Source organism: Winogradskyella aquimaris, from assembly GCF_042676105.1.
GTDB classification, from domain to species: Bacteria; Bacteroidota; Bacteroidia; order Flavobacteriales; family Flavobacteriaceae; genus Winogradskyella; species Winogradskyella aquimaris.
In genome coordinates this window covers 1-20,524 of the sequence record NZ_JBHTJQ010000011.1, presented here as the reverse complement: position 1 = coordinate 20,524, position 20,524 = coordinate 1, and the positions used below count along the sequence as shown (strand labels likewise).

Here is a 20,524-nt window from a genome sequence, read left to right as displayed (position 1 = left end):
ATACTGAGGCATGACCCGTATATTAATGGTGTGTCTTGGCAATATTTGCCGTTCACCGTTAGCGCATGGCATACTTGAGTCCAAACTCAATAGTTTAGACTTTTATATTGATTCAGCAGGAACTGCGGCCTACCACATTGGTCATCAACCTGATCATCGTTCTATTAAAATCGCAAAACAAAATGGCATAGACATTAGTCAACAAACGGCCAGACAATTTAAAATCGTAGATTTTGATACTTTCGATTATATCTATGCCATGGATTCTTCAAACTACAATAACATTATTAGTTTAGCCAGAAACCGTCATGATATTGGGAAAGTAAAATTATTTTTAGAAGAAAACCCGCACATTAACAACAAGAACGTGCCAGATCCCTATTATGGTGATTTCTCAGATTTTGAATATGTTTTTGATCTTATACACAGTACTTCAGATCTAATCGCCGCTAAACTTTTATAGACAACCCTTCAATCACTAAAAGATATTTCCTTAATTTTATAGTACTTTAAAAACATTAATGTACCAAAAGAGCTATGAAAAAACTAACAACCATCCTATGCACAATGTCCATAATCTTGTCTTTTGCCCAAGACTTAGAATTGGATTTATTTGCCTCTGGATTTAATAGACCGGTTAATATTAAGCATGCAGCAGATGATAGGTTGTTTGTTGTAGAACAAGATGGTATAATTAAAATTTTAAATTCTGACGGAAGTGTTGAACCTACTAACTTTTTGGATATCGATGATCGTGTAAGAAGTATAGGTAACGAACAAGGGTTATTGGGTTTAGCTTTTCATCCAGATTTTAGTACTAATGGCTATTTTTTTGTTAACTACACTGATAACTCAGGTAATACGGTTATCTCAAGATTTTCTAGAATTGGAGTGAATCCAACGATAGCTGATCCTAATTCGGAATTAATCATTTTAACCTATACACAACCCTTCAGCAATCATAATGGTGGAGAACTTCAATTTGGTCCAGATGGTTATTTATATATTTCCAGTGGTGACGGCGGTTCTGGAGGAGACCCTCAGAACAATGCTCAAAACCTGAATAGCCTTTTAGGTAAATTACTCAGAATCGATGTCAATAATTCTACGGCTTCAAATCCTTATGAAATACCAGCGGATAACCCTTTTATTGGTAACGCTGCCGCTAGAGATGAAATTTGGGCCTATGGTTTACGCAACCCTTGGAAATTCTCTTTTGACGCATTGACCGATGATTTATGGATTGCAGATGTAGGACAAAATGCAAGAGAGGAAATTAATCTAGTTCCATCGACAGATGCCGGACTAAATTATGGCTGGAGGTGTTATGAAGGTAGCCTAACATATAATACCAGTGGTTGTCCAAATAGTAGCACACTCACCTTTCCAGTGTCTGAATATACGCATTCTGGTGGAAGATGTTCCATTACAGGTGGTTACGTTTACAGAGGTACTAACTTCCCTAGTTTGATAGGGTCCTACTTTTTTGGTGATGTTTGCACTCAAGAAATTGGCTATTTAAAATTTGAAAATGGCAGCTGGACCTCAACCTTCGAAAGTTTCTCTGGTAATTGGGTAGCTTTTGGTGAAGACATTAATGGAGAACTCTACGCATCGAGTCTTGGTGGTAACATTTTTAAAATTACAGATGCACTTCTTAGCTTGGATGAAAATAATGAAAATACGATATCAATATATCCAAATCCCGCAAATACGATTTTAAACGTGAATTTTTCCGGGAATCTTTTGACTAACTCATCAGTTATTACTATTTATAATGTAAGAGGACAACTAATGAAATCGATTCCAACCGCTACTGATGACACGTTGTCTACTATTAATATTTCTGATCTAAATAGCGGTTTTTATTTTTTGAAAATTGATTCTGAAGACGGTAAAAGTGTTATTCAAAAATTTGTTGTAAACTAATGAGCAGTGATAAAGGTCATCTCTATTTAATTCCTACAAGATTAGGGGACAACCCACCTCTTGAGGTCCTGCCTATTTCCATTAAAAAAATAATTGAGGAAATTGATTATTATATAGTTGAGAATGAAAAAACAGCACGTCGTTTTATAAAGCGTATATCCACAAGCAAATCACAGCCTTCATTAAAATTAAGTGTTCTAAACAAGTATACTACAGTAGCCGAACGAAACACATTTCTAAACCCATGTTTAGAAGGTTTTTCTATGGGCTTACTCTCAGAGGCTGGCTGCCCTGCCGTAGCAGATCCCGGCTCAGATATTGTAAGTTTAGCACACGCTATGAATATAAGGGTTATTCCCTTAGTAGGACCATCTTCTATAATTTTAGCGCTTATGGCTTCAGGAATGAACGGCCAAAGCTTTTGTTTTAATGGATATTTACCCATTGATAAAGTGGACCGAAAAGCTAAAATAAAAAGTCTTGAAAAATTATCATCAGAGCATAATCAAGCTCAAATTTTCATTGAAACACCCTACAGAAACATGAAGATGTTAGAGGATTTAGTTAAGGTATTGCATCCAGAGACCAGATTATGTGTAGCGTGTGACTTAACCCTTCCCAGCGAGTTTATCAAAACATCACCAGCAAAAGAGTGGAAAAACAACAAGGAAGATCTTCACAAAAGACCTGCTATCTTTATTATACAAAAAGACTAGATGACAGCCTTAGCTTTCTTATTTGGCTTGATTATGGACGTATCGTAGCCAGAAAACTTTTTCATGTAATGCTTTACTGTAGAACCATAAGCATCAGAAAAGTTATAATCTCCGTAACTGCGTAAAAACTTCTTAACCGTGCCTGGACCAGCCAAATGCGCTGCAGCTAAAATACCAGATTCAGTAATTAATACTCCTCCAATATATTTACCGTCAAAGCGCTTAATGTCCTTTCGTAAAACCCATTTGTTACGTGAGGCATTAGCAATAAAGGCCTTTTCCTGAAGCTCTGGATTATTTAAGAATTGATTGGTGTTATAGATACCCAACAATTTTAAAGTTTCGGCACCAAACTGGTATTTCCCTAAATACCCTAATGTATTTACCGTGAAATAATCTCCTCTAGACTCCTTGAAAGCCAAAGCTTCCTTGAATCCTTCAAAAGATTTACCTAAATGCGGTGTGAAGGTTGTAGAAATAGAATTGTCGTTGTCCCCTACCATGGCTAAATCAGACTTAATATTATAATTTAAATCTAAACCATCCGTAGAATACATTTCTGCATTCAAAGAGGAGTTTGGGTAAAGTGCCAATGCAATTGTTAAACAAATTGAAAATGGCAATACATAATTCTTAACGCTATTTTTAATCATAACAGCTAATTTTAAATGTGATAATCTTTTCCCCAAAAAGTCTTATCAAATTCGCGTGCAAATATACGAAATTTATTTAAATATTGAAAATCAGTTCGTTAAGGTTTATTAAAAGTTGTTAATAGTAGATATAATGCATCTTTAAACGACCTTTACTATTGAGTTCTAATGTTGGAAAAGGCACCTTAATTACGTTTAAAACGTCAAAAATAGTTTTCAAAAGGTGAGATTTTGTTTTTATTTTACTTAAATCCATATCGAGGCTGAGGTAATATTGCCTTGTTCTATTTTGATTTGGGAATTGTGGGTCGTTAGGTTCACCCGTTAACATACCCTCTGCACCATATCCGAAAGCAAGATTTAACCAGTCTGGCAAAAATTCTGTTTTTAAAAACGAGTTCAAATTAGCACTTAGCCAATACGTTTGCCCATTGTAATCTTTTAACAACTCTTCTGCCAATCCATTCCCCAATTTATCAGGTCGCTGCTCAGCAAAACGAGATTGATGAAACGAATATTTCAAAAGTATGCGTTGTTCTTCCCATATTAACTCCTGGCCAATAAATAGTCCAGAACCCAACGTATTGGCAGCCATGTCTGACCAAGAAAAGCCCCATTCTGCTGAAAAACCATCCATAACCTCAACGGCAGTTAAAAATCCCAAACCTATCGTAGTACTGTAAATTAGCCGCTGCTTTCTATTAACACCTGCCCAACTAAAGGTATTAGAACTTAATCGACCTAATTGATATGACGTAAATACATGTCCTACCTTGTCCATTTGTAGCCATTCGCCACTATCATTTATAGTCTTGAATTTTGAACGCGGATAGTCTGCATACCACAACTGGTCCAATCCTATAAGTGCAGTCGTTGCCAATGAGGCTTCGGTAATTACAACAGCATTTCTTCTTGATGTATTTAAAGAGTCACTAGGTTTTAAAAACTGATTGATCTTGGATTGTGCAACAACAGAACCTGTAATACAAAATAGTAGAGTAATATGCAGCAGAGAAAATCTCAAGTCTTAGCGATTAATACCTTGTGAAGACAAGTACCTTTGATATTCTCTGGCATTAATATTATGCTGTGCCAAAGTTTTGGCAAATTTGTGATAGCCCAAGCGCTTAGCATCTGCAGCAAAATAAAGGTAACTGTGTTTTTCAGGATTCAAAACAGCCTTTACTGCCGATAAATCTGGCATGGCGATAAGTCCTGGTGGTAATCCAGCATTTTTATAAGTATTATAAGGTGAATCAATTTCCTTATGAATATTTAAAATACGACGTATTACTGTGTTTTGGTATTCTGGTAATTGATACGCCGCAAACTTTAAAGTTGGATCTGCTTGCAAAGGCATACCCAATCTAAGCCTGTTAAGATAAACTCCAGCCACTCTTGGTTGCTCATCTGCTTGTTTTGATTCTTCATGCACAATAGAAGCCAAAGTCATGACCTCATCTGGTGATAAATTTAATTGTTTAGCCTTTTCAAGTCTGATTTCATTCCAAAAGCGCTTGTATTCAGTAAGCATTTTATCCCTAAAACCTTCAGCTGAAGTATTCCAATAAAACTCATAACTATTAGGTAAATACATCCCAAGCGCTGTAGCCTCCGTAAATCCATTTTCATCTAAAAATGTCTTGTCTGTCATTGCTTTTATCAAAGACAAGCTATCAGCTTCAATTTGCGAGCTAATCCTCCCGGCTAAATCCTCTAGGCTATGTTGATTGTTAAATGCGATTTTTAGTGGCAGGTTTCTACTTCGAATGGAATTAATAATCTCATTATTATTCATTCCTTTTGAAATAGCAAACCGACCTGCCGTTATATTTGAGGTATATTTTTTTTGCCTTGCAAGAGCGTCAAAAGCAGTCATATCCTTCAATAAGGTATCCAACTGTTGTCTTACCTGAAGATAATTAGCACCAGTAGGTACATAGATATAAGCAGTTTCAGTTTCAAATTTTGTGTTTGGCTGAAACACGGCACTGTATATATAATAGGCAATAGCACCAAAAATCACTAACCCTAAAAGGGAAACTCCCCAAAGTATTTTTTTTATATACATATATTACTCATTAATAAGTTGTAACATAAACTCATTTGAAAATTGTTGTCCATCAAATCTCCAATCGGCTTTTAATCCAATTTTTTTAAATCCATTACTTTCAAACAATTTTAAACTGGCTAAGTTGGACTCTGAAATGTTAGCATATACCTGGTGCAAATGAAGGGTTTTAAAACAGTAACTCACCAGCAATTCCAATGCTTCTTTTCCATAGCCTTTAGATCTTTTTGCTTCATCTTTGATTAAAATACCAATACCGGCTCGTTTGTTTTTAACATCAAAATCAAACACATCAATCAAACCAATGGTGGTGTCATCCATGATGCAAATAGCCAATCGCAACTGTTTGGCTTCGAAAATATCTTGTTGTGCGTTTTCGAGATATTGCCTTAAGTTAAATCTTGAATACGGTGTTAGTGTATCACTCAACGACCAAAGAGCTGTATCATTCTCAATACCATAAATAAATTCTAAGTCTTCTGGCTCTAAAGCACGCAAATAGATATGTTGCCCTTTTAAATTTACCATTCTATTTCACCTTTATAAACTTGTACCGCTGGTCCAATGAGCCAGATGTCTTCATACCCATTTGTATTTTCCTTAAATCTCACTTTAAGCTCACCTCCTTGGGTTTGGAGTACGACTTCATTTTGTGATGTCTTACTTATGTTATGCATAGCTAGAGCCACGGCTGTAACACCGGTGCCACATGATAGGGTTTCGTCCTCCACTCCACGTTCATAGGTTCTTACAGCAAACCAATTATATGACAATTGCTTAACAAAGTTAACATTGCTCCCGTTTTCATTGTAGGGCTTTCCATATCTTATTTGAGCACCAATGGTTTTAACATCTAAAGTTTCTAAATCATCAACTACTTCAATATGATGTGGTGAACCCGTATCTAAGTATAAGTGTTTATCATAAACTTCAATACTACTCACATTTTGCATTTGAAGATGTACGACATCTCCTTCAATACTGGCATTGTGCAGACCATCGATAGCCAAAAATTCAGTCTTTGTTGCTATGAGGCCCAAAAATTTTGCAAAGGCTACAATGCAACGTCCTCCGTTGCCACACATTGTACTTTCATTGCCATCTGCATTGTAATACACCATCTTAAAATCTGAAGATGTGTCATTTTCTAGCAAAATAAAACCATCTGCACCAATGCCAAAACGTCGGTCACATAATTCCGCAATACGTTTGGTATTATTTTTGTCAATTTGTGACAAACGGTTATCGACAATAATAAAGTCGTTTCCTGTACCTTGATATTTATAAAATGTCATTCTCATAATGGTCGGACAAATATAAGAATATTAGACCGTATTGAGCGATGTTAAAAGGCAGTTAAAGTTGACGTTAAATAGTCGTTAAAATGAAATGTAACACTCAATATATATCTAAATTTAATCGTTTAAAAAGTAAACTTAAATCCTAACAATTATGAAGAAGATTCTAACATTAATCGGAGTTTCGGCATTAGGTGGTCTGTTAACCCTAGGCGGTTACAAACTTTTTATTGAAGAAAATGAACCCCAACAATTGGCCGTAGAACAGGTTTCTGACTTACCAGTATATGTTCCTACGAACACAAATAATACAACGACGTTTACACCTGATTTTGTAGAGGCCGCAGAAAAATCGATAGATGCTGTTGTGCACGTTAAAAACACTGCGATAGTTTCAGCTCCTTTGACTATGAGTGATTATTTCTTTGGGAGATCGCAACCTCGAGCACAGGTAGGTACAGGTAGTGGCGTGATTATTTCACCCACTGGTTATATTGTTACGAATAATCATGTTATTCAGAACGCTAATGAAATTAGCATTACCCTAAACAACAATAAAACATATATGGCAGAATTAGTGGGTACTGACGAAGCTACTGATATTGCGCTTATAAAAATAGATGCTGAAGAGGATCTGCCCTTTTTAGCCTTTGGGGATTCTGACAGTGCTAAGGTTGGTGAATGGGTATTAGCTGTCGGTAATCCGTTCAATCTGAATTCAACGGTGACCGCTGGGATTATAAGTGCTAAATCCAGAGACTTAAGCGGTCAAAACACACAATCATTTATACAGACTGATGCCGCTGTTAATCCAGGAAATTCTGGTGGTGCATTAGTCAATACTAATGGTGACTTAATTGGTATTAATACCGCCATCTCATCCCGTGATGGCTCTTACATTGGCTATTCATTTGCCGTGCCAAGCAATATTGCTCGCAAAATTGTAAACGATATTATGGAGTATGGCAATGTGCAAAATGGTATACTTGGCGTTGTTGGTGGTGCACTAAATAGTAAAGCAGCAGAACAACTTGGTACGGATATCACTGAAGGATTCTATGTTAGTGACGTTACAGAAGATACTGGTGCTGAAAAAGCCGGAATTAAATCAGGTGACATCATAAAGAAAATTGACAATGTTGAAATTAACAAGTTTTCGGATTTATCAGGTTATCTAAAAACAAAGAGCCCAAACGATGTGGTTAATGTTACTCTTATAAGAAATGGCAGTGAGGAAATAGTACCTGTGACGCTACTAAGGCCGTCTACTACAATCTTACAACCCATTGGCTACGTTAAGAATGCTTCAAAACAAGAATTGAAAGAATTTGATGTAGATTATGGTGTGAAAATTTCTGAATTTAATGACAACTACAAGTCAGATTGGTATAACGCTGGTGTAGAAGAAGGAAGTATTATTACAAAGATTAACGGAAAAAAGCTTTATTCTGTTGATGATGTACAAACCGCTATTAAAACAAGAGGATACAACAAACCACTTCTCATTGAAATTATTAATAAAAACGGAGAAAAGGTCATCTATAGATTTTAGATAAAAAACGTTAAAAACAGATAAAACCCACCCTTCAAAGTGTAATTCTTTGAAGGGTTCTTATTTTCGGTAAAAAGCGTTACGAAAACGTTTGAAATATGTATTTTTGCGCCAAATTTAAAAACCACTAAACTAAAACAAAATGGGTTTTAACGACACTTACGAAAAAGAGTTAGCGTTTCAAGCAGACCGTCGCAGAGCAACGGTTGAATTCATTAAAACAGTTAGCGACCTATGGTATGACAATTCCATTGAGCTCGTTTTATTTAGAAATCAATTAATTGACAGAAAAGTAAGCGAAATTTTAAATCTGCATGAATATGCAGGTGAATTCGTTCAAAAACCAATTTCAATCTTTGATTCCGTAGAAATTGCTCAAGCCATTAAAAAGTTGAATTTGCCACCTGCTAAATTAGATATTGGCAAATTGACTTATGAATATCATATGGAAGATCAGAAGTATGATAATGCTACGGCTTTTGTATCGTCCAGATTAAAAGAAGCTAAGAAATCAAAAGAGTTAGAACCTAAAGACGTTATTCTTTACGGTTTTGGTAGAATTGGTAGATTGGTTGCGCGTGAGTTGATGACACGCACAGGCAAGGGTAATCAATTACGTTTGAGAGCAATTGTAACACGAGGAGAGATTAACGAAACCGTACTAGAAAAGCGCGCATCTTTATTAAGAAACGATTCTGTACACGGAGACTTTTCGGGCATGGTAAGTGTCGATGTAAAAAATAGCGCCCTCATTGTTAATGGTACTACGGTAAACATCATTTCTGCAAATGCACCAGAAGATATTGACTATACTAAATATGGCATTAACAACGCCTTAGTTATAGATAATACCGGAGCTTTTAGAGATGAAAAAGCTTTAGGTAGGCACCTAAAAGCGAAAGGCGTAGAAAAAGTTCTTTTAACAGCGCCAGGAAAAGGTGTCCCAAACATTGTACATGGTGTTAATCACTTAGAGCACAATCCTGATCAGGTCAAAATATTCTCTGCCGCTTCTTGTACAACCAATGCCATTACACCAGTATTAAAAGCTATTGAAGATTCCTTTGGGGTTAAATCTGGTCACTTAGAAACGATTCATGCCTATACTAACGACCAAAACTTGGTCGACAATTTCCATAAAAAATACAGACGTGGTAGAGCCGCTGCCCTTAACATGGTAATTACAGAGACAGGTGCTGGTCAGGCTGTAAGCAAAGCATTACCCTCTTTGGAAGGCAAGCTTACCTCTAATGCGATCAGAGTGCCAGTTCCTAATGGATCTTTGGCTATTTTAAATTTAGAGTTGGGTAAAAAGGCCACCGTAGATAGTATCAACAGTATAATGAAAAAATATGCGCTAGAAGGTGATTTAGTTGAACAAATCAAATACGAAATGAGCGACGAGCTTGTATCTAGTGATATTGTGGGAAGCTCAGCGCCATCAATTTATGATAGTAAAGCAACCATTGTAAGAGGAGACGGTAAAAATGCCATCTTATATATCTGGTATGACAATGAGTACGGCTATAGCCATCAAGTCATAAGATTAGCAAAATATATTTCAAAGGTAAGACGGTATACTTACTATTAGAATAAATTGAAAAGGAAAGGAAAAATCTTGCCAAATGGCAAGATTTTTTTGTTTAACCAACATCCAAACTAAAAAGTAAAGCGTATATGAACTGTTGAGTAAAAATGATAGTGCATTTGTTTTATTATTTGTGAAACATATGCATATAAAATCATTATCTTGGCACCTAATTAATTCGAAGTCAACCAAAATTATTTTAAGATGAAGTCCTTGACTAAAGTCGCTGCAATTCTTATAGTTAGCTTAAACCTACAAACACTATCATTACATGCTCAGCAAGATGAAACTGAAGAACAGCTTTCACTAGACAGTGGTACAATAGATAGCCAGTTTGAATATGTTTTTAGAAAATCCGGAAACTTTAAAGGTACTAACGGTCAACCCTATGAAGCGGTAAAACAAGCCTGGTTATTAAAGTTAAAAGCCAATGTATTAGATTCATTAAAAACAACCTATAAAAACTTAGGTGATTCTGAAGCTACAGTGGCTAATCAAGTTAAAGAAATAGAAAGTTTAAAGGAAAGACTTAACAACACGCAAACAACTCTAGACCAAACAAACGAAGAAAAAAACAACATGGCATTATTGGGTATGCAAACCAGTAAAACCAATTATAATGTTATCATGTGGACCATTATTGCTGCTCTTACTGCGTTTTTATTGTTCTTTGTTTATAAGTTTAAAAATAGTAATTCACTTACCAAAGAAGCCAAACTCAAACTAGAAGAAGTAGAAAGCGAGTTTGAAGAACATAGACGTAATGCTTTAGAGCGCGAGCAAAAAGTAAGACGTCAGCTTCAGGATGAGATTAATAAAAATAAGGCTTAAAAGTTATATTTAAAAAGAAAAGACCATAATTTTAAGATTATGGTCTTTTCTTTTGTGTTCATTTCATTTAAAAGACTCCTCCGTTTGAACCTCCATCGGTACAGTCTGAAGTATTAAATTCGTCATACATAGCCCAGCTATTTCCTGAAAATTGTTCACCTTCAGCCCACGCAGTTTCCCCACCAGTTGGTCCTTCAACCTCCGCATGTGCAGAAAAACAATAATCTTGTCCTTCAAAACCATCTGGTAATGCAATGATATAAACAACTTCATTATCTGATGTAGAAGTAGGTTCCGTAAATTCAAATTGACCAATTTGTGGATTACCTGCACCATTCAATGGGACCCAATCATCATTACAATTACCAATACTCAAATGTGTTGTACCAAGAGTCCACTCTTCTGTTGTAAAGTAGGTAACAACTAAGTTTCCATCTACAATTGATATAGAAACTGTACCAGCTACATGGTGCTGACCAGCGACTAAAGCAGTTGTTACACAAGGGGCATCATCATTTTCCGAGCTAGAACTATCAACATTGCTACCTTCATTAATTGAATCTTCAATATTTTCGTTCGTGGTGTCATTTCTTGTTAGTACATCATCTTCGGAAATCGGTTCATTTGAACATGCTAAAAAAGTTAACAAGGCAAGACTTGCCAAAAAAGTAGTTCTAATTTTCATAAGTAGGTTGTTTTTATTCTTCTTTAAATTTATCTAAATATTGATAAAGTGTTAAATATTTTCGCTATAGCGAACATAATTTTAATATACTGAAGTTTTTACTTACAAATAATAACATGATATCTAAAGTCCTAATTAAAGCTTTTGCGCATAGTGAACATCACAGACTAGCATATATTAATTTGAGATGTGAAATCAATAATTAATCTATTATAACTAAAGTCCATAAAACATCAAATGAAAGGAATTGTTCAATAAAGTATCAATCTTCAGTATTTTAACTAATTTAATTAAATCTATCTTTGTAATCTATTAATAAAGACCATGCGCATAGATATCATAACCGTTCTACCAGAATTATTAAAAAGTCCGTTTGAAGCTTCAATACTTAAACGTGCCATAGAAGCAAATCTAGTAGAAGTTCATTTTCATAACCTTAGAGATTACACTACAGACAACTATAAATCTGTAGATGATTACCAATTTGGTGGTGGAGCGGGTATGGTTATGATGATAGAACCTATAGATAAATGTATTTCTGGGTTGCAAGCTCAGCGTAACTATGACGAAATTATTTATATGACGCCTGATGGTGAACGTCTAAACCAGAGTATTGCTAACCAAATATCTTTAAAAGAGAATATTATTATTCTTTGCGGCCATTATAAAGGTGTTGATCAACGCGTCAGAGATACTTTTATCACTCGGGAAATCTCAATTGGTGATTATGTATTGTCTGGTGGCGAGCTGGGTGCAGCGGTCTTATGTGATGCTGTAATCAGGCTTATACCTGGTGTTTTAGGAAATGAAACATCTGCCTTAACCGATTCTTTTCAAGATAATTTATTGGCACCACCAATCTACACAAGACCAAGGGACTATAAAGGTATGAAGGTACCTGAAGTATTGTTTAGTGGTAATTTTGGGGAAATTGAAAAGTGGCGAGAAGAACAGGCTTACCAACGTACTAAAGAAAGACGACCAGATCTTCTTAATGACTAATGGCAAATAGCTTACAATTAGAAAACTGAACGGTTAAACATCAAGAAAAAAACTTTTCACTTTCTACTTTTTACTTTTAACTTTTTAATTATCTTTGCAGCCACTTTAGATTAACCTCTGGCGAAAATCGTGAATGTTGGTTTAGAGCAATCATTATAAAAGATAAAACATGGATTCTTTAGTAAAATTTGTACAAGACGAATTTGTAACAAAAAAAGACATACCACAATTTAGCGCTGGTGATACGATCACCGTGTACTATGAGATCAAGGAAGGAAGTAAAACCCGTACACAGTTTTTCAAAGGTGTTGTGTTGCAACGCAAAGGAAGCGGAAGTTCTGAAACGTTTACGATCAGAAAAATGTCAGGTACTGTTGGTGTAGAACGTATCTTCCCAATTAATTTACCAGCTTTACAGAAAATTGAAGTTAATAAGCGTGGTAAGGTAAGAAGAGCACGTATCTTCTACTTTAGAGGTCTTACTGGTAAGAAAGCAAGAATAAAAGAAGTTAGAAAATAATCTAGCGTAAATAATGTATAAAAAAGCCTTCAATTCTGAAGGCTTTTTTGTTATTAACTTTTGTTAATAAGTGCGGTTTATAAATTGTGCATATCTAAATCGTTAAAAAATTTGCTTTTTCGCAATATAAATCTACTTTAGCTAAGCGATTAATAACAAACAGTGTTTGGTTTTGAAAGAAATTTTGAATTTATGTTAATTGTATTAAAGTAACGTTCTTTAAAATAATAAGATTGTTTTTTGAGGTTGATGAGCGGCTTGTGTAGGCAAGTGCTGCAAAGTTGGCCATGAAGCTTAGGTTTTATAAAATGCTTGCAGATTATAAGAAATGAGTGGAAAGCTTTGAAAAAGTAGCAGGATCGAAAGTGATTGCGAAAATGATGAGCAATGTTTTTGTACGTTATAAGTCATGAAAATGAATTACAAGTAAGAAAACATCAAGAAAAACAAATCTTATGAAACGTTTTATATCAGGCCAATACATTTTGGAAGCTATTAAGCGTTTCATTGAAATGGAAACACTTGAACCGAAAAAGATGATGGCGAAAGCCGAACAGCTGAGTTAGTGAAAACTAAATAGGTCACGTAAGTACTGTTTCAAAAAGGAAGCCATGTCAGCACAGTTTACTGTAGTGATATGGCTTTTTGCTTTTTAGCCAAAAATCATCCAAATTTAGTCTACCTCTTATTTATTTTATGGATATTGTTGATAGCGATGCCCTAACAACACATATTAATACTTATTTCCACTTAACACATATATGACGTTGTCAAAAGTACTCAACGATAAATTACCCAATAATTCATAAAATTCTGATTTAATTACTGTTAATCTCACAACGCCAAAACTATATCTATTTTGTATATTTGCACAGCTTAAAAATAAGCCTAAGCAAATTCACTTTATATATATTAACCTATGAGCAAAACAGCAAAGATTGTTTATACAAAAACAGACGAAGCTCCGGCTTTGGCAACACGTTCTTTTTTACCAATTGTTCAATCATTTACCAAATCTTCGGGTATTACATTAGAGATAAAAGACATCTCTCTGGCAGCAAGAATATTAGCTGTGTTTCCAGACTTTTTAACCGAAGAACAACGCGTTAATGATGCTTTAACCGAATTAGGTGAACTCGCTAAAAAACCAGAAGCCAACATTATAAAATTACCTAATATTAGCGCATCGATTCCTCAGTTAAAAGATGCCATTGAAGAGCTTCAAGCCAAAGGCTATAAACTTCCTGACTATCCAGACGAACCTAAAAATGACACAGAAAAAGAAATTAAGGCTCGGTACGATAAAGTTAAAGGTAGTGCTGTTAACCCAGTCTTAAGAGAAGGAAATTCAGACAGACGTGCACCAAAGGCAGTTAAAAATTATGCCAAAAAGAATCCACATAGCATGGGAGCATGGTCAGCAGACTCCAAAACACATGTTTCTACTATGAGTGAAGGTGATTTTGCTCATAATGAAAAATCATATACCACGCCCGCTGCAACCACTGTAAAAATTGTGCATACCGATACATCTGGTAAAACTACAGTTTTAAAGGAAAACATAGGGCTACTTGCAGGCGAAATCATCGATGCTACAGTAATGAGCAAAAAAGCCTTATTAGCCTTCTTAGAAAGGGAAATTAAAGATGCAAAAGCTCAAAACGTATTGATGTCTCTGCACATGAAAGCTACCATGATGAAGGTTTCCGACCCTATCATTTTTGGTCATGCTGTAAGAACTTATTTCAAGCCTGTTTTTGAAAAGCATGCTGATACCTTAAAAGACATTGGTGTAGATGTAAATAATGGATTTGGTAACTTATTAGAAAACCTTGAAAAGCTTCCAGAGGCTAAACGTAGAGAGATTCAAGTAGACATAGATGCTGCTTTTAATGAAGGTCCTGATTTGGCAATGGTAAATTCAGATAAGGGTATTACCAACTTACATGTACCAAGTGATGTGATTATTGATGCTTCAATGCCTGCAATGATACGTACTTCTGGACAAATGTGGAACAAAGACGGAAAGCAACAAGATACTAAAGCCATTATTCCTGATAGTAGTTATGCAGGAGTGTATATCGCAACTATAGACTTTTGTAAAAAACATGGAGCGTTTGATCCTGCAACTATGGGTACTGTACCAAATGTAGGTCTTATGGCCCAAAAAGCAGAGGAGTATGGCTCTCATGATAAGACTTTTGAAATTTCATCTAACGGAAAGGTAGAGGTTATTGATGCTAACGGAACCGTTTTAACAAGTCATAATGTTGAGACTGGAGATATCTGGAGAATGTGTCAGGTTAAAGACGCTCCTATACAAGACTGGATTAAATTGGCTGTAACTCGCGCAAGAGCCTCTCAAACTCCTGCTGTATTCTGGTTAAATGAAAACAGAGCTCATGATGCTGAATTAATCAAAAAAGTAAATAAGTATCTTCCTAATCACGATACAGAAGGTTTAGATATTAGGATTCTTGATCCTGTAAAGGCAACTAATTTTACATTAGAGCGAATTAAAGATGGAAAGGACACCATATCCGTAACAGGAAATGTATTACGCGACTACCTTACTGATTTATTCCCAATTTTAGAATTAGGAACCAGTGCAAAAATGCTTTCAATTGTGCCATTAATGAATGGTGGCGGGTTATTTGAAACTGGTGCAGGAGGTTCAGCACCAAAACATGTTCAACAGTTTGTTGAAGAAAACCATTTAAGGTGGGACTCTTTAGGCGAATTCTTAGCTTTAGCTGTATCATTAGATCATTTTGCAGAAGTCAATGATAATGTTAAGGCTCATATTTTAGGTGAAGCCTTAGATGTTGCTACTGAGAAATTGTTGGAAAACAAAAAAGGACCTTCTCGTAAGGTAAATGAAATAGATAACAGAGGTAGTCATTTTTATTTGGCCTTATACTGGGCTGAAGCTCTCGCTAATCAAAACAAGGATCAAGACTTAAAAGACGAGTTCACTAAGGTTTATAAGGAGTTGTCTTATAATGAAGGTGCTATATCAGCGGAGCTTATAGATTGCCAAGGAAGTCCAGTTAATATTGATGGGTATTATTTCCCTGATGAAAACCTCACAAGTAATGCCATGCGACCAAGCAAAACACTCAATTCTATAATAAATTAAACTTTTGTTAAAAGGGCTTCATTAGAAAATGAAGCCTTTTTTATATCCGTAAATTTGCAAGACAATTAAACCACTTTTTTTAATCAAACACCTTTTTAATCGTCTATGGCTTCGATATATAGATTAGCCTTACTTAGTCTTCTAATTTGCCCAACCATCATTTTCGCTCAAGATAAATTTACATTAAGCGGGACCATTACAGACAATGAAAGTAATGAAACACTAATTGGTGTTAATGTACTTGTGCCAAATATGCAAACAGGGACTATGACCAATGAATACGGATTTTATTCTATTACATTACCTAAAGGAACTTATGAAATTCAGGTCAGTTATCTAGGGTTTAAAACCATTTTAGAAACTATAAATCTAAATAAGAATACTACCAAAAACTTTCAACTTGAGGAATCTGCTGAAAGTTTAGACGAAGTTATTATTACAGAAAATGTAGAAAAACTAAATATTAGAAAACCTCAAATGAGCGTTAATGCTTTATCCATTAAAACAATAAAGCAAATGCCTGTGGTATTAGGTGAAGTAGATGTTATTAAATCCATTACCCTTCTACCAGGTGTTACTAATGCCGGTGAGGGATCTTCTGGTTTTAATGTTCGAGGAGGTGCTGCAGATCAGAATCTCATTCTTTTGGACGAAGCGACCATCTTTAATTCGTCTCATTTATTCGGTTTTTTCTCAGTTTTCAACCCAGATGCCATTAAAGACATCAAACTATATAAAGGAGGTATTCCAGCAAAATACGGTGGACGTGTATCTTCGGTATTGGATATATATCAAAAAGAAGGCAATAGTAGTGATTTTCATATGAATGGTGGTATAGGACTAATCTCTAGTAGACTTTTAGCTGAAGGGCCTATAAAAAAAGATAAAGGATCTTTTTTGTTTGGTGGTAGAAGCAGTTACGCGCATTTATTCTTACCCTTATTTGATATTGGTAACATAGCCTACTTCTATGACTTAAACACAAAATTAAGCTATAGGTTAAATGAAAGAAATAGTGTTTTTCTTTCGGGTTACTTTGGCCGAGACGTCTTTAACATCCAAGACAGTTTTGAAAACACATACGGTAATACGGTTCTAAATTTCAGGTGGAATCATCTATTTTCAGAGAAGTTGTTTTCAAATCTCTCTCTCATATACTCTGATTACTATTATGGTTTAGATTTAAATTTTGTCGGTTTCGAATGGGAATCTGGAATTAGAAACTTCAACGTGAAATACGATTTAAAACATTACATCAACAACAATTTTAAATTAGAATATGGTTTAAATAGTATTTATTATAAATTTAATCCAGGTGAGATCAATCCAAATACTCCAGATTCTGGTATTAACTCATTTAAGCTAACAGACAAATATGCTTTTGAAAATGCTATTTATTTAGATGCAGAACACAAATTAAGTAATAAGCTTAGTGTGAGCTATGGTGCTCGATTTAGTACATTCCATCGACTGGGTCAAGACCAATTGAACGTTTATGAAGATAACAATCCAGTTATTTTTAACCAACAACTTGGAGTTTACGAAAAAGCTGAACCTATAGGAACGGAAAGCTTTAGTAGAAGCTCAGTGATAGAATCCTTTTCAAATATTGAACCACGCGCAGCAATAGCTTATCAACTCAATGATGTTTCGTCTGTTAAAGCTAGCTATAATAGAATGAGTCAGTATTTACACCTTTTATCAAATACTAGCTCTCCTACTCCCTTAGATGTATGGACACCAAGTGGAAAGTTCATTAAACCTCAATTACTAGACCAAGTTGCAATAGGTTATTTTAGAACTTTTAAGAATAATATTTTCTCTTTAGAAATTGAAACCTTCTATAAAACTATCCAGAATAGAATAGATTATATAGACGGAGCAGATCTAATTGCTAACAATGCTATTGAACAGGTTATTCTTAATGGTGAAGCTAGAGCCTACGGTATGGAAGTATTATTTAGAAAAAATGAAGGGAAATTAAAAGGATGGCTAGCATACACATTATCTAAATCTGAGCAAAGAACACCAGGAAGAACAACCCTAGAAACGGGAATAAATAATGGTGAATGGTACAATACCCCTTTTGATAAGACACATGATATTTCCTTAACAGCAAGCTACGACTTAAATAAAAAGTGGAAATTTAGCTCAAACTTTCTCTTTCAAACTGGATTACCAGCTACGTTTCCAAACGGCCAATACGAATATAATGGTATAGTCATTCCGAGTTATGAATCTAGAAACTCAAGCAGATTACCATCGTATAATCGTCTGGACGTTTCTGTTAATTACAATCCAAATCCAGATAGTGAAAAGAAATTCAAGGGTGAATGGGTATTTGGTATTTATAATGTGTACAATCGAAGAAATGCTGCAAATATTACATTCAGGGAAAATAGAATAACAGGTACTAATGAAGCCGTTAGACTAGCTATATTTGGTATAGTTCCATCCATTTCTTACAACTTTAACTTCTAACATCATGAAAAGAATTGCCATTTTATTGATACTGTTCTTCACTTTAACAAATTGCGAAGATGTTATCGATGTAGATCTTAACACTTCAGAACCAAGGTTGGTCATAGATGCATCAATCAACTGGCTAAAAAATACTCCTGGCAACCAACAAAGTATAAGACTAAGCTTAACTGCACCATTTTTTAACGATACTGTGCCACCTGCTAATAATGCAATTGTAACCATATCGGATTCTGACAATAATACATTTAGCTTTATCGAAGAAGCAGATACTGGAATTTACAGAAACGATTCCTTTATTCCTGTCATTGACGAAACTTACACATTGACAATTTTATATAATGGCGAAACTTATACCGCTACAGAAACACTCAAACCTGTTGTTTCTATAGATTTTGTTGAACAGAATAATGAAGGTGGATTTTCTGGTGAGGATATAGAGCTTAAAGCTTTTTATACAGATCCAGCCAATGAAGAAAATTACTATTTCTTTGAATTTATAAGTGATATTGCGGTAACACCCACACTAGAAGTTTATGAAGACAGATTTACAGATGGCAACCAAATATTTGGCTTTTACACGGAAGAAGATTTAGAATCTGGAGATGTCGTAACAATAAGGAATTATGGTATTTCAGAACAATTCTATGATTTTATGTTTATTTTGCTGCAACAAGGAAGTGAAGAGTCAGGCGGTCCATTTGAAACTCAACCAGCTACAGTTAGGGGAAACTGTATTAACACAACAAATCCTAACAACTTCCCATTTGGTTACTTTAGACTATCGGAAGTAGATGAACTTATATATACCGTAGAATAAAAATACACATGAAATTCATTATTTTTATACAATGGATTTCGAAAAAACGACAGAGAAAGAATCTCATTACAATCATCTTGAAAAGATGTCTATTAATGAGATTATTATCAACATAAATAAAGAGGATAAAACGGTACCGTTTGCTGTAGAAAAGGCGATACCTCAAATTCAAGCTTTAATTGAGGTGGTTGTTGAAAAATTAAAAAAAGGTGGTCGCTTATTTTATATCGGTGCAGGAACAAGTGGAAGACTTGGAATTTTAGATGCTTCAGAATGTCCACCAACTTTTGGCGTTTCTCATGATTTAGTGATTGGTTTAATTGCTGGTGGTGATAATGCCATTAGAAAGGCTATTGAAAATGCTGAAGATTCAACTACACAAGGATGGCTAGATCTTCAAAACTACAATATTTCCAGTAACGATATAGTTGTCGGAATAGCAGCATCAGGCACTACACCTTATGTCATTGGCACGCTTAAGAAATGTAATGAAGCAGGAATCATTACAGGCTGTATTGTATGTAATAAAAATAGCCCTATTAGTAAAGAAGCAAAATTTCCGATAGAAATTGTTGTTGGTCCTGAATTTCTTACAGGAAGTTCAAGAATGAAGGCTGGTACAGCCCAAAAGCTAGTATTGAACATGATTACTACAACCACTATGATTCAATTAGGACGCGTTAAGGATAACAAAATGGTAGATATGCAGCTCAGTAATAACAAGCTGGTTGACCGTGGAATCAAAATGATTATGACTGAATTAAATATAACGGAAGAAGAGGCTTCAAATTTACTTGATAAATACAAAAGTGTAAGAAAAAGTATTTTAAATGGACGAAAATAATAGAGCAGATAAACAACTATTGATGAAGGGAATAAAGCGTATGGGAATTTGTCTTTTATTAATGTTTTTAGGACCTTCATTACTTCATTTCACATTTTATAACGATGATAAACCACTTTATATCCCGTTATTAATCATATCAATTATTATCTGCATTGCTGCCATAGCAATGCTTTTTATTGGTTTAAATACCATCCTTAATAGTATCTTTAAAAAAAAGAAATAAAGAGATTTACTTTAGAACTTAGAGTACAATCTACTCCGAAAAACAAAAAACCCCTACCTGTTTAGGTAAGGGTTTTCAAAAAAGGCGGCGACCTACTCTTCCACAGATGCAGTACCATCGGCGCAAACGGGCTTAACTTCTCTGTTCGGAATGGTAAGAGGTGAGCCCC

Annotated in this window: 19 protein-coding genes and 1 rRNA gene; 13 read left to right on the top strand and 7 right to left on the bottom strand. The window is 35.0% G+C overall.

Translation table 11 applies throughout. From position 1 onward, the window contains the following. Nucleotides 1–10: 10 nt before the first annotated feature. The 3 genes from ACFQ1K_RS09380 (at nt 11) to ACFQ1K_RS09370 (ending at nt 2,645) form a co-directional block, all read left to right on the top strand. A complete protein-coding gene (locus ACFQ1K_RS09380) occupies nt 11–463 on the top strand; it encodes a low molecular weight protein-tyrosine-phosphatase (protein ID WP_320556035.1) in 453 nt (150 codons plus the stop codon). A gap of 74 nt (nt 464–537) precedes the next feature. Further along, a complete protein-coding gene (locus ACFQ1K_RS09375; protein ID WP_320556036.1) occupies nt 538–1,929 on the top strand; it encodes a PQQ-dependent sugar dehydrogenase in 1,392 nt (463 codons plus the stop codon). Then, a complete protein-coding gene (locus ACFQ1K_RS09370) occupies nt 1,929–2,645 on the top strand; it encodes an SAM-dependent methyltransferase (protein WP_320556037.1) in 717 nt (238 codons plus the stop codon). The genes ACFQ1K_RS09375 and ACFQ1K_RS09370 overlap by 1 nt, the downstream gene beginning before the upstream one ends. Here ACFQ1K_RS09370 and ACFQ1K_RS09365 read toward each other — a convergent pair. From ACFQ1K_RS09365 to dapF, 5 genes are all read right to left on the bottom strand, one after another. Next, on the bottom strand, nt 2,642–3,298 hold the full coding sequence (locus ACFQ1K_RS09365) for a peptidoglycan-binding protein LysM (protein WP_320556038.1): 657 nt from the start codon (nt 3,296–3,298) through the stop codon (nt 2,642–2,644). The two genes, ACFQ1K_RS09370 and ACFQ1K_RS09365, sit on opposite strands and share 4 nt — an antisense overlap. Nucleotides 3,299–3,416: 118 nt before the next feature. After that, entirely contained in the window at nt 3,417–4,322 is a 906-nt protein-coding gene (locus tag ACFQ1K_RS09360) for a DUF2279 domain-containing protein (RefSeq protein WP_320556039.1), read from the bottom strand. Nucleotides 4,323–4,325: 3 nt separating this feature from the next. After that, a complete protein-coding gene (gene mltG / locus ACFQ1K_RS09355; RefSeq protein ID WP_320556040.1) occupies nt 4,326–5,369 on the bottom strand; it encodes an endolytic transglycosylase MltG in 1,044 nt (347 codons plus the stop codon). Nucleotides 5,370–5,372: 3 nt separating this feature from the next. After that, complete coding sequence (locus tag ACFQ1K_RS09350; protein WP_320556041.1) at nt 5,373–5,897, bottom strand: GNAT family N-acetyltransferase; 525 nt, start codon at nt 5,895–5,897, stop codon at nt 5,373–5,375. After that, nucleotides 5,891–6,670, bottom strand: coding sequence for a diaminopimelate epimerase (dapF, locus tag ACFQ1K_RS09345; protein WP_320556042.1), 780 nt, complete (start codon nt 6,668–6,670; stop codon nt 5,891–5,893). Before dapF ends, ACFQ1K_RS09350 begins: the two co-directional genes overlap by 7 nt. A 151-nt stretch (nt 6,671–6,821) precedes the next feature. On the opposite strand from dapF, the gene ACFQ1K_RS09340 reads away from it, so the two are divergent. The 3 genes from ACFQ1K_RS09340 to ACFQ1K_RS09330 all read left to right on the top strand — a co-directional run bounded on the left by ACFQ1K_RS09340 (nt 6,822) and on the right by ACFQ1K_RS09330 (nt 10,638). Further along, nucleotides 6,822–8,219 (top strand): trypsin-like peptidase domain-containing protein, encoded by a 1,398-nt coding sequence (locus ACFQ1K_RS09340; RefSeq protein ID WP_320556043.1) that lies wholly within the window; start codon nt 6,822–6,824, stop codon nt 8,217–8,219. Nucleotides 8,220–8,361: 142 nt separating this feature from the next. Then, on the top strand, nt 8,362–9,810 hold the full coding sequence (locus ACFQ1K_RS09335; protein WP_320556044.1) for a glyceraldehyde-3-phosphate dehydrogenase: 1,449 nt from the start codon (nt 8,362–8,364) through the stop codon (nt 9,808–9,810). 201 nt (nt 9,811–10,011) lie between these two features. After that, a complete protein-coding gene (locus tag ACFQ1K_RS09330) occupies nt 10,012–10,638 on the top strand; it encodes a tRNA (guanine-N1)-methyltransferase (RefSeq protein WP_320556045.1) in 627 nt (208 codons plus the stop codon). Between the two features lie 67 nt (nt 10,639–10,705). Here the strand turns inward: ACFQ1K_RS09330 and ACFQ1K_RS09325 are convergent, their stop codons facing one another. Next, entirely contained in the window at nt 10,706–11,323 is a 618-nt protein-coding gene (locus ACFQ1K_RS09325; RefSeq protein ID WP_320556046.1) for a hypothetical protein, read from the bottom strand. Between the two features lie 324 nt (nt 11,324–11,647). Here ACFQ1K_RS09325 and trmD point away from each other — a divergent pair, with 324 nt between their 5' ends. The 7 genes from trmD to ACFQ1K_RS09290 all read left to right on the top strand — a co-directional run bounded on the left by trmD (nt 11,648) and on the right by ACFQ1K_RS09290 (nt 20,355). Next, entirely contained in the window at nt 11,648–12,325 is a 678-nt protein-coding gene (gene trmD / locus ACFQ1K_RS09320; RefSeq protein WP_320556047.1) for a tRNA (guanosine(37)-N1)-methyltransferase TrmD, read from the top strand. A 169-nt stretch (nt 12,326–12,494) separates the two neighbouring features. Then, nucleotides 12,495–12,845: a 50S ribosomal protein L19 gene (gene rplS, locus ACFQ1K_RS09315; protein ID WP_320556048.1), complete on the top strand. Its 351-nt coding sequence runs from the start codon at nt 12,495–12,497 to the stop codon at nt 12,843–12,845. 919 nt (nt 12,846–13,764) lie between these two features. Beyond that, nucleotides 13,765–15,984: an NADP-dependent isocitrate dehydrogenase gene (locus ACFQ1K_RS09310; protein ID WP_320556049.1), complete on the top strand. Its 2,220-nt coding sequence runs from the start codon at nt 13,765–13,767 to the stop codon at nt 15,982–15,984. Between the two features lie 105 nt (nt 15,985–16,089). Continuing rightward, nucleotides 16,090–18,465: a TonB-dependent receptor gene (locus ACFQ1K_RS09305; protein WP_320556050.1), complete on the top strand. Its 2,376-nt coding sequence runs from the start codon at nt 16,090–16,092 to the stop codon at nt 18,463–18,465. A gap of 4 nt (nt 18,466–18,469) precedes the next feature. After that, on the top strand, nt 18,470–19,285 hold the full coding sequence (locus tag ACFQ1K_RS09300) for a DUF4249 domain-containing protein (RefSeq protein ID WP_320556051.1): 816 nt from the start codon (nt 18,470–18,472) through the stop codon (nt 19,283–19,285). A gap of 31 nt (nt 19,286–19,316) precedes the next feature. After that, nucleotides 19,317–20,129: an N-acetylmuramic acid 6-phosphate etherase gene (murQ, locus tag ACFQ1K_RS09295; RefSeq protein WP_320556052.1), complete on the top strand. Its 813-nt coding sequence runs from the start codon at nt 19,317–19,319 to the stop codon at nt 20,127–20,129. Next, nucleotides 20,116–20,355, top strand: a complete 240-nt coding sequence (locus ACFQ1K_RS09290) for a DUF6095 family protein (RefSeq protein ID WP_320556053.1) — start codon at nt 20,116–20,118, stop codon at nt 20,353–20,355. The genes murQ and ACFQ1K_RS09290 overlap by 14 nt, the downstream gene beginning before the upstream one ends. A gap of 79 nt (nt 20,356–20,434) precedes the next feature. Here the strand turns inward: ACFQ1K_RS09290 and rrf are convergent. Beyond that, nucleotides 20,435–20,524, bottom strand: a 5S ribosomal RNA gene (gene rrf / locus ACFQ1K_RS09285); the annotation flags it as partial.

Excerpts from the sequence above, each read along its gene's own strand:
- trmD (WP_320556047.1), top strand. The coding sequence starts at position 11,648 with ATGCGCATAGATATCATAACCGTTCTACCAGAATTATTAAAAAGTCCG.
- ACFQ1K_RS09365 (WP_320556038.1), bottom strand. The coding sequence starts at position 3,298 with ATGATTAAAAATAGCGTTAAGAATTATGTATTGCCATTTTCAATTTGT.
- ACFQ1K_RS09370 (WP_320556037.1), top strand. The coding sequence starts at position 1,929 with ATGAGCAGTGATAAAGGTCATCTCTATTTAATTCCTACAAGATTAGGG.
- mltG (WP_320556040.1), bottom strand. The coding sequence starts at position 5,369 with ATGTATATAAAAAAAATACTTTGGGGAGTTTCCCTTTTAGGGTTAGTG.
- rplS (WP_320556048.1), top strand. The coding sequence starts at position 12,495 with ATGGATTCTTTAGTAAAATTTGTACAAGACGAATTTGTAACAAAAAAA.
- ACFQ1K_RS09380 (WP_320556035.1), top strand. The coding sequence starts at position 11 with ATGACCCGTATATTAATGGTGTGTCTTGGCAATATTTGCCGTTCACCG.
- ACFQ1K_RS09375 (WP_320556036.1), top strand. The coding sequence starts at position 538 with ATGAAAAAACTAACAACCATCCTATGCACAATGTCCATAATCTTGTCT.
- ACFQ1K_RS09335 (WP_320556044.1), top strand. The coding sequence starts at position 8,362 with ATGGGTTTTAACGACACTTACGAAAAAGAGTTAGCGTTTCAAGCAGAC.
- ACFQ1K_RS09350 (WP_320556041.1), bottom strand. The coding sequence starts at position 5,897 with ATGGTAAATTTAAAAGGGCAACATATCTATTTGCGTGCTTTAGAGCCA.
- ACFQ1K_RS09300 (WP_320556051.1), top strand. The coding sequence starts at position 18,470 with ATGAAAAGAATTGCCATTTTATTGATACTGTTCTTCACTTTAACAAAT.
- murQ (WP_320556052.1), top strand. The coding sequence starts at position 19,317 with ATGGATTTCGAAAAAACGACAGAGAAAGAATCTCATTACAATCATCTT.
- dapF (WP_320556042.1), bottom strand. The coding sequence starts at position 6,670 with ATGAGAATGACATTTTATAAATATCAAGGTACAGGAAACGACTTTATT.
- ACFQ1K_RS09330 (WP_320556045.1), top strand. The coding sequence starts at position 10,012 with ATGAAGTCCTTGACTAAAGTCGCTGCAATTCTTATAGTTAGCTTAAAC.
- ACFQ1K_RS09325 (WP_320556046.1), bottom strand. The coding sequence starts at position 11,323 with ATGAAAATTAGAACTACTTTTTTGGCAAGTCTTGCCTTGTTAACTTTT.
- ACFQ1K_RS09290 (WP_320556053.1), top strand. The coding sequence starts at position 20,116 with ATGGACGAAAATAATAGAGCAGATAAACAACTATTGATGAAGGGAATA.
- ACFQ1K_RS09310 (WP_320556049.1), top strand. The coding sequence starts at position 13,765 with ATGAGCAAAACAGCAAAGATTGTTTATACAAAAACAGACGAAGCTCCG.
- ACFQ1K_RS09305 (WP_320556050.1), top strand. The coding sequence starts at position 16,090 with ATGGCTTCGATATATAGATTAGCCTTACTTAGTCTTCTAATTTGCCCA.
- ACFQ1K_RS09340 (WP_320556043.1), top strand. The coding sequence starts at position 6,822 with ATGAAGAAGATTCTAACATTAATCGGAGTTTCGGCATTAGGTGGTCTG.